The sequence below is a fragment of the Lysobacter sp. Root690 genome (assembly GCF_001427785.1).
Taxonomy (GTDB): Bacteria; Pseudomonadota; Gammaproteobacteria; order Xanthomonadales; family Xanthomonadaceae; genus Lysobacter.
This window is the reverse complement of the sequence record NZ_LMHM01000011.1, coordinates 626,617-635,890: the sequence shown is the minus strand read 5'-3', so window position 1 is coordinate 635,890 and position 9,274 is coordinate 626,617. Positions and strand designations below refer to the sequence as shown.

General features: G+C 68.1%; 6 protein-coding genes. 2 read left to right on the top strand and 4 right to left on the bottom strand.

Annotated features, from left to right (window positions below):
* Positions 1-261: 261 nt before the first annotated feature.
* From ASD86_RS07890 to ASD86_RS07875, 4 genes are all read right to left on the bottom strand, one after another.
* Positions 262-1,920: a CHASE2 domain-containing protein gene (locus ASD86_RS07890; RefSeq protein ID WP_082578153.1), complete on the bottom strand. Its 1,659-nt coding sequence runs from the start codon at positions 1,918-1,920 to the stop codon at positions 262-264.
* Positions 1,917-3,524 (bottom strand): FecR domain-containing protein, encoded by a 1,608-nt coding sequence (locus ASD86_RS07885; RefSeq protein WP_235567694.1) that lies wholly within the window; start codon positions 3,522-3,524, stop codon positions 1,917-1,919. Before ASD86_RS07885 ends, ASD86_RS07890 begins: the two co-directional genes overlap by 4 nt.
* A 594-nt stretch (positions 3,525-4,118) precedes the next feature.
* The gene (locus tag ASD86_RS07880) at positions 4,119-5,984 is read right to left on the bottom strand and encodes a DUF885 family protein (RefSeq protein ID WP_056109049.1); all 1,866 of its coding nucleotides are present in this window, start codon (positions 5,982-5,984) and stop codon (positions 4,119-4,121) included.
* A gap of 329 nt (positions 5,985-6,313) precedes the next feature.
* Entirely contained in the window at positions 6,314-7,228 is a 915-nt protein-coding gene (locus ASD86_RS07875) for a PD40 domain-containing protein (protein WP_056109046.1), read from the bottom strand.
* A 142-nt stretch (positions 7,229-7,370) separates the two neighbouring features.
* On the opposite strand from ASD86_RS07875, the gene ASD86_RS07870 reads away from it, so the two are divergent.
* A complete protein-coding gene (locus ASD86_RS07870; protein WP_162253625.1) occupies positions 7,371-8,444 on the top strand; it encodes a histidine kinase in 1,074 nt (357 codons plus the stop codon).
* On the top strand, positions 8,441-9,211 hold the full coding sequence (locus tag ASD86_RS07865; RefSeq protein WP_056109039.1) for a LytTR family DNA-binding domain-containing protein: 771 nt from the start codon (positions 8,441-8,443) through the stop codon (positions 9,209-9,211). The genes ASD86_RS07870 and ASD86_RS07865 overlap by 4 nt, the downstream gene beginning before the upstream one ends.
* Positions 9,212-9,274 lie beyond the last annotated feature (63 nt).

Below are 9,274 nucleotides of genomic sequence, written 5' to 3'. Positions count from 1 at the left end.
CCCGGTGGCGCACGGCGTGCATCCTGCACGCCGCCCTTCGGGTGTGCGTTTGCTAACGCGAGTTACAAGCCTCGCAGCGCTGGATGTTGTGACTGGAACGGGGCGTGAGCCAAGGCAAGGGCAAGGGCTGAAAATAGAGCCTGAGCTGACCTGCAAAGGCTGAAGGTTGAAGGTTGAAGGTTGAAGGCAAGCGGCCAGGGTAGGGCTGAAGCACGACAAAGGCCTGCGCATCGCAGCGGCCTGCGCCGCCGCGATGCGACATCAAACCTCGCCCAATCGCCCCGCCTCACGCCGATCGCGCCCATTCTCCTTGGCGCGATACAAGGCCGCATCGGCCCCGTCGAACAAGGTTCGCACATGCGTGTGGACACCCGGGACGCAGGTGTACAGACCGATGCTCAGGCTGACCCGCTGATCCGCCGCGCCTTCGCCATAGCGCGCGTCCAGGCTGCGCATGTCGGCGAGGATCGCGTCGGCGACGCGGGCGGCGCCTTCGACGTGGGTGTCGGGCAGGATCACCGCGAACTCGTCGCCGCCGAAGCGCGCGGCCAGGTCTCGCGGGCGGCGCGCGTGCGAGGCGATGATCTGGGCGATCTGGCGCAGCAGTTTGTCGCCGGCGCGGTGGCCTTCGGAATCGTTGTAGGCCTTGAAGAAATCCACGTCGATCAAGGCCAGCGACATCGGCGCGCGGGTGCGGCGCGCGCTCGACAGTTCGCGCTGCAATACGTGATCGAAACGGCGGCGGTTGCCGAGTTGGGTCAGGGTGTCGAGGTTGGCTTCGCGTCGCCAATGGCGCAGGTGGGCGATCAGCCAGGCCAGATAGGCCAGCGCGATCATCACGATGGTCGTCGCCGGTGGGAACCACACGTCGCCCAGGCGCAGCAGCAGCACGCTGCCGGCCGCGGTGGTCAGCGCGGTCGCGCCGAGGGTCAGCAACGGGCGCTGGAAACGCGGATGCAGCATCAGCAGGACCACGGCGAACAGCATCGCCGCGGCCAGCAAGGCCTGCCACAGAGGGCGCAACGGCACGATCGCGCGATCGTGCAGCAGCATCTCGATCACGTTGGCCTGGTACTCGGCGCCGTGCATGCGCAGGTCGTCGGACATCGGGGTGAGGTAGCTCGGCACCAGGCCGGTCGCGGTCACGCCGATCACCACCCAGCGTCCGCGCAGCAGGTCGGCCGGCACTTCGCCGTTCAATACGTCCGAATACGAGACCTGGCCGAAGGTGCCCGGCGGTCCGGCGAAGCGGATGCGCACGTAGTTGTCGCGCGTCCATTGGTACGGCGAGCCGTGTTCGTCGGCGGGTCGGCGCAGGCCCGGCAGCGGCTTGGGCACGCTGGCCGGTTCCAATCCGATCAGGGCCAGCGCCAGCGCCGGCCAGCGCGATTCGCCGAGGCCGGCCTTGAGGTACATGCCGCGGGTGGTGCCCTCGGCGTCGAGTTCGATGTCGGTGTGGCCCAGGGTGGTCGCGGCGGTCGCGATCACCGGGGTCGGCAGCACTTCCACCGGCGGCGCGTTCTGGCGCAGCGGCGCGGTGGTCACCGGCAGGGCGACGCGGCCGAGCCGGCGCATCGCGGTGGCAAGCACGCGGTCGTGGTCGTCGCCGCTGCGGTCGGCTTCGGCGAGCACCAGATCGAGCGCCACGCCGCGCACGCCGGCGTAGCCGAGGCGGTCGAGCATTTGCGCGTGGATGTCGCGCGGCCACGGCCACTGACCAATGTCGTTGAGGCTGCGGTCGTCGATGGCGACGATCACCACGTCGTCGTCGGGCGCGTAGGTCCAGTGCGACAGGTGCAGGTCGTAGAGAAAATCGTCGAGCCGCCAGGTCGCGCCGCTGACCGTCAGCAACGCGGCCAGGCCGCCGGCCAGCAGAGCGGCACCGCCACGCATCAGCCTGGACAGCGCGCTCGGGGTCATAAGGCCAGCAGCAACAAGGCCGCGCCGGCGGCGCCGGCGCCGTAGCACACGCGACAGGGCAGGCGGATCTGCTGCGCGGGGCCGTACGGGGCGGCGTAGCCGTCGTCCTCGATCGTCTGCACACGTACGTACCAAGTCCCGCCGCCGGGACGCTTGAGTTCCACTTGCGGCACGTCGACCTCTTGCTCGAGCAGCAGCTTGGCGAAGTCGGGCTTGCGCGCGATCTGCACGCGGTAACGCTGGCCGGGTTCGCCCTTTTGCCAGCGCAAAGTTAGTTGGCCCTTGGCCGCCTGCGGCGATTCCAATCCCGGATCGACCGGCGCGTCGTTGACGGTGAACGGCAACGCATTGCCGAAGCGACCGGTGCGGCCGGTGGCGTCGCGCGAGGCGACTCGCCAGAAGTAGTTGCCGGGCGGTAGCGCATCGTCGGGGCGATAACGCTGGCCCTTGAGTTCGGTGTCGACCAGCGGCTGTTCGAAGCGATCGTCGCGCGCCAGTTGCAGGCGGGTGCGTTCGGCGTCGGCGGCGTGCGCCCATTCGAACCGCGGCCGCGGCACGCTCACGGTCTGGCCGTCGAGCGGACTGATCGTCAGCGGCGGCAGCGGGTGATCGTTGACGGTGAACACACGTTCGCTGTCGCGGCCGCTCAGGCCGTTGCCGGCGATCGCGCGCACCAGCAGGCGCTGGCGTCCGGCCGGCAGCTCGTCGATGCGTACTTGCGTGGTATCGACGCGGCTTTCGTACAACAACACTTCCGGCGCATCGTCGCGCACCACTTCGACCCGGTAACCAATCGCGCCTTGTACCGGCGTCCACGCCACATTGGCCGGCAATTGATCGAGGCGCGTGTTTGCGTCGAGCAGGCTCGGCGCCGGCAGCAGCGCGATCGCGGCGGTGGGTGCGGCGCCCACTGCGGCGACCGTGCCGAAACCGGGCAATACCAGCACCTGGCGGCGCTGCGCGCCGACCTGGACCTTGCCTTCGAGCACTTCGGTCGCATCCGCCGCGCCGTCGCCGCCGGCGCTGACGCGGAAATGGGTGCCGCGCACACTGGAGGTCGCCGACGGGGTTTCGATGATGTAGCGCGAGGCCGGGCCCTTGGCCGGGATCACCCGGTTGCTGGTGCGGCCGCGCTGCAGGCGCATGCGCGTGTCGACCATGCCGGTGCTGCCGTAGCTGCTGAGTTCGTCGAACACGATGCGGCTGTTGTCCTGCACCATCAAGCGCGAGCCGTCGGCGAATTCCAGGGTCGCGCTGGCGCCGGGGCCGGTTTCCAGGCGATTGCCGATGCCGATGCGCATGCCTTCGCTGACCAATCGGGCCGGCGCGTTGTCGGACGCCAGCACGTTGACCGCGCCGCGCACCGCGACGACCTTGGCCTTCGCCGGTTCGATCCGCAGCCAGCCGATCGGGAACGCCATGCGCGTGCCCGGCGGCAGGTGATAGGGGTTGGCGATGCGGTTGTGTTCCTGCAGGCGGCGCCAGTTGATGCCGGCCTTGAGGTGCTTGGCGCCGAGGTCCCACAAGGTGTCGCCGGGGCGGACCCGATAGCTCCAGTCCTGGGCCTGGGCCAGACCGCAACCGGCCAGCAGCAGCGCCGACACGGCGAGGCAACGACCCAGGCGCCGGCGAACAGCGGCGGCCGCGCGCCGGCCGGCGTGCGTCGCGTCAAGGGGCGAGGGCGCAGTAATCGAAGGCATCCGTATTCCGGGCTGAGTGAGACGACGTGTGCCAGCAAGGAGCCGGCAGGAGGCGCAACAACCTGCAATTATGCGGCTTCGGTCACGTTTTTTCCGCCATCTGCCTGGCCGAACGTGGCCTGGGGCGGACGGACGGTGTCGGCCAGTACCTCGATTGCGTGTGTCTCCAAAGTGGATGCGACGATTCGGCCGGCGTCATGCCGGCTGACTTAGTGCGTACTTCGGAAGGATCGTAGCGCCGATGCGGGCCACTTTGGGGGCGGCGGCAGGCACGAGGGTCCGGGCGCGGTGGTTGGATCGGACGGTGGCGGTGGAGCGGGCCGGAAGCGGCCGCCGCGCGGGTCTGGCCGGCGTGTGAGGCGCGTTGTCAGGGTGAGACTTCGCCGCGGGTCGTGATCGCGTGTCGCTCGAACGGACGTTGCGCGAAGCGAGCGGCGCGCCGCGACGACGGCAAGGCCCGCCGGTTCGCACCGGCGAGCACTTGCGTCATCGCGCGACTCAGCCCTTCTTCGCCGCGATCCAGCGATCGATCTTGCCGTCCAGCACGTCCAGCGGCACCGAGCCGTCCTTGAGCACTTCGGCGTGGAACTCGCGGATGTCGAAACGCGCGCCCAGGGCTTTCTCGGCGCGCTTGCGCAGTTCCATGATCTTGAGTTCGCCGATCTTGTACGCCAGCGCCTGGCCGGGGATGGCCATGTAGCGTTCGGCTTCGGCGGTCGACTGGGTTTCGCTTTCGGCCGAGTTGGCCAGCATGTAGGCGATCACCTGTTCGCGGGTCCAGCCCTTGCTGTGCAGGCCGGTGTCGACGACCAGGCGGATCGCGCGCCACAACTCGTTCTGCAGATAACCGAAGCGGTCGTACGGGGTTTCGTACACGCCCAGGGCGGTGCCGAGCGATTCGGCGTACAGGCCCCAGCCTTCGCTGAAAGCGGTCTCGCCGCCGAAGCGGCGGAACTTCGGCAGGTCGGTGAGTTCCTGCTGCAAGGCCAACTGGAAGTGATGGCCTGGGATCGCTTCGTGCAGGTACAGGTCTTCGGCGTCCCAGGTCTTGCGCGTGGGCAGGTCGAAGGTGTTGACGTAGAAGATGCCCGGACGGCTGCCGTCTTCGCTGGGCCGCATATAGGAACCGCCCGCGGCCGATTGCGCGCGATACGCCTCGACCGGGCGGATCTCGAACGGCGCCTTCGGCGTCAGCGAGAACAGTTCGGGAATCTTCTTGTTGATCTTCGCTTCCAGGCCGCGGTAATGCGTGAGCAGTGCCGGTTCGTCCTTGAAGGTGAAGCGCGGGTCGTTCTGCATGAACTTGAAGAAGTCCTGCAGCGTGCCCTTGAATTTCAGCTCGACCAGGATCGAATTCATCTCGCCGTGGATGCGCGCGACTTCGTCCAGGCCGATCTGGTGGATCTGCGCCGGGGTCATCGAAGTGGTGGTGGAACGGCGCGCGTTGAACGCGTACCACGCCTCGCCGTTCGGCAACGCGCTCATGCCGGCGCTGTCGCGGGTGTGCGGCAGGTAATCGTCGCGGACGAAATCGCGCAGGCGCCGGTAAGCCGGCATCAGCTGAGTCTCGATCATGCGGCGGTAATCGTCATTGAGCCGGGTCTTGTCGGCCTGCGAAAACGACGCCGGCAGATTCGCGATCGGCTTCCAGAACAGGCTGTCTTCGGGCTTGTCCTTGACCAGCGCATCGAGCTGCGACACCACCTTGACCATCAACGGCTTGGGCTGGACCACGCCGCGCTTGATGCCTTCGCGGCTGTTGGCGATGAGCTGGTCGAACACCACCGGCACCAGCGCGCCGCGCTTGAGCCAGTTGTCGTAGTCGGCGACGGTCTTGAACGGCTGCGAGCCGGTGCCCGAACCGAGCTGGGCGACGCTGGAGGCGAAATTTCCGAACTGGTTGATCGGCTGCAGCCAGGTCGGATAACGATCGGATTCCAGATCCATCTTCGCGCTGCGCACGAAGATTTCGTAGCTCAGCAAATCCTGCGCGGACAGGCCTTGCGAGCCGACCGCTTCGATGGTCTTGAGCCAGCGCTGGGTGAATTCGCGGCCTTGCTTGCGGAACTGCGCGCTGGCGATGTTGGGCAGCTGATCGTTGTAGCGCGGATCGCCTTGCGCGGTGGCGCGCAATGGATTGAGTTTGAGTTGCTCTTCCCAGTACTGCTCGTACAGGCGCTTGAGTTTGTCGGCCTTGGTCTGCACGGTGACCGCGGGCGCGGCCGCAGCGGCCGGCGTGGATTGGGCGAACGCGGGCAGGGCCAGGCACAGCGTGCCGGCCAGGGCGAGCGACACGGCCGCGCGCAAGGCGAGCGCGGACGCGCGGCGGGGCGTGCGGGAACGACGGAACGGGGACGGGCGCATGCGGCATCGATCCGGACGGATGGAATGGCAGACTCGCGCGCGCCGTGCGCGAGGGCATGAGCCGAAGGTCATGCGCGATGGTGTGTGGGGGGCGATGCCGGTCGCGTTTGGCGATGCGCGCCGTGAATGTGGGTTTCGCACTGTAGGAGCGGCGTCCTGCTGGATTTGCTTCGGTCACGAGCCGCGACCGCGTCCTTGCAGGTTCGCGGCGACCGTGTGAGTGCGCGGTCGCGGCTCGCGCCGCTCCTACAGAGGGCGCACCCGGTTGCGTTGCGACCGAGTTTTATGCCGACCGCGAGCGCGTCACTCGCGGCTTCGATCCGCGGCGCTCAATCCTCCAGATCCGGCAAGCGCAGGCGGGTGGTATAGAAATCGCTCGGCTGGCCGATATCGCGCGCGAAGAACAGCAGGCCGCGATCCCACAGCACGGTCGGATGGAATTCGTCCCAGGCGGAGTTGACGCAGGGGCCGAGGTTCTTCGGCGTGCCGAAGCTGCCGTCGCGCTGCTGCCGCGCCGCGTACAGATCGCCCCAGCCGTAGCCCAGGTCGGGCAGCGGATCGCCGGGGAAATCCAGGCGGGTGAACAGCAGGATGCGGCCGTCGGGCGAGATCTCCGGGTTGAATTCCCAGCGCTGCGCGCTGTTGACCGCGCCGGCGATTTTTTCCGCCGGTGCGTACTGGCCGTCGCGTTGGCGCCGGCTGCGGTAGATGTCGAATTCGCCGTCGCGGTCGCTGGCGAAATACACGGTGCCGCGCAGGTCCATGCTCGGATACAACTCGTCGCTGCCGCTGTTGACTGTCGCGCCGAGGTTTTGCGGTTCGCCCCATCCGCGCGGGCCGCGGCGGGCGATCCACACGTCCATTTTCGCCGCCACGCCGTCGGCGCGCGGCCGTTCGGAGGAGAACACCAGGTAGCGGCCGTCGGGCGATACGAACGGGTCCATATCGCTGTGGATGCCGGAGAACGGCGCGACCTGCGGCGTGCTCCAGCCCGACGGCAGCCGTTGCGAGGTCATGATGGTCGCGCGTTCGCGCGTGCCCGGCCACCAGCCGGTGGTGGTCGCCCAATAGGCGCGCAACCGGGTCGGGGTGAAACTCAGACGCCACTCCCAGCGCGGCGTGGAGATGGTGCCTTCTTCGAATTTGCGCACCGGCGGACACGATTGAGCGGCGTGGCCGGGTATCGCGATGATGGCGAGCGCGCAGGCGCTGACAGCGACGGCAAGATGCGAGCGAAGCGACATGGCGGCATTCCTGTGGGAAGTGGCCGCAGCCTGCGCTGGCGAATGCGGCTTACGCATATCGCTGGGACGAATACTCGGATCGCCGGGACCAATGCCGCTTCCGCGATTGCCAGCGCGGCGGCGTCGGTCCAGCATGGCCGGCATGCGCAATCGACTGTCGCTGCTGCTGGTGGTGCTGGGCTGGTGGACCCTCAACGCGCTGGTGTGGGTCGGTCAGGTTGCGACCATGCGCGAAGCCGCCGGGCAGGCGCCGCAATGGGCCGACACGCTGCGCCAGCAATTGGCCAGCGCCTGGCTATGGGTGCCGATCACCTTGTTTCTGCTGTGGGTGGTACGCCGCTATCCGTTCGAACGCGGCCGGCATGCGCGCGCGGCGCTGGCGCAGGCCGCGGCGGTGGCGCTGGTGATCGTGCTGCGCGCGATGGCGGTGATCGGCTTGAACGGTTGGATCGGTTGGTATGCGGTGTTACCGCCATTGGGCGAGGTACTGATCGCCAGCGTGCTCAACAATCTGTTGATGAGCTGGATGATCGTCGGCGTCGCGCATGCGCTGGTCTACGCCCGCCGTGCGCGCCGTCGCGAGCGCCAGGCGATGCAGCTGGAAGCACGGCTGGCGCGGGCGCGGCTGGATGCGTTGACCGCGCAGCTCAATCCGCATTTCTTGTTCAACGCCTTGAATTCGATCGCCGAGATGGTGCATCGCGATCCCGATGGCGCCGATCGGATGCTGGTCGATCTGGGCGCATTGTTGCGCCACAGTCTGGACAGTTCGCGCAGCCAGGAAATTGCCTTGCGCGACGAACTGGCCGCGCTCGATCACTACATCGGCATCGAGAAGATTCGCCTGGGCGAACGCCTGCGCGTGCAGTGGTCGATCGACTCGGCGCTGCTCGATGCGCAGGTGCCGCAACTGGTTCTGCAACCACTGGTGGAGAACGCCATCCATCATGCCGTGGCGACCCGCACCACACCCGGTCAGGTGTCGGTGTGCGCGCAACGCGATCATGCCCACCTGCTGCTGGAAGTCAGCGACGACGGAGGCCAGCGCAACGCGCCGCCGGGCAATGGCTTGGCGCTGGGCAACACCCGCGAACGCCTGCGTTGTCTGTACGGCGAGGATCATCGGTTCGAGATCGGCGCGCGCGCCGGTGGTGGCACGCAGGTCTGCCTGCGATTGCCATTGCGGATGGCGCCGGCCGGCGAGGTGGCGGCATGAGCGCGTTTGGTACGAGCGGGTCCGGTATAGGCGCGCCGCTGCGCGCGGTCGTGGTCGACGATGAGGCGATGTCGCGCGCGCGCCTGCGCCGTCTGCTGGGGCAGCAGCGCGATGTCGAGGTCGTCGCCGAATGCGGCGACGGCGACAGCGCCCTGGCGGCCTTGCGGCGCTTGCGGCCGGATGTGGTGTTTCTGGATATCCGTCTGCCCGATCTCAACGGGTTCGGCGTGATCGACGCGTTGCCGCCGGAGCAGCGGCCGCAGGTGGTGTTCGTGACCGCGCATGCCGAGCATGCGCTGCGCGCGTTCGACGCGCAGGCGGTGGACTATCTGCTCAAGCCGTATTCGGCCGAGCGCCTGCAGGCGGCGTTGGAGCGCATTCGCCGCTTACGCGCGCCGGCGCAGGCGGCGCCGTTCGCCGCATCGGCCGAGGGTTTCGCGCAGCGGCTCGCGGTTCCGGTCGGCGCGCGCCTGCGTCTGCTGCCGGTCGAGACGATCGAATGCGTGATCGCGCAGAGCAACTACGTCGAGCTGCGCGCCGACGGCCAGGCCTATGTATTGCGCGAGACTCTGAGCGGTCTGCAGGCGAGGTTGGACCCGCGCCGCTTCGTGCGCATCCATCGCTCGCGGATCGTACGGGTGGATGCGGTGCGCGACATCGAGCATCTCGACGGCGGGCGCTATGTGCTGCGGCTGGCGAATGGGCTGCGTCTGGCCAGCGGCGCGAGTTATCGCGAGCGGGTGCGCGAGGCGATGGGGTTGGGGTGATCGGGTCGCGAATTTACCGATAAGGTGCCGATCGCGCCCGCGGGCCGTGGCTGTACCCGTGTT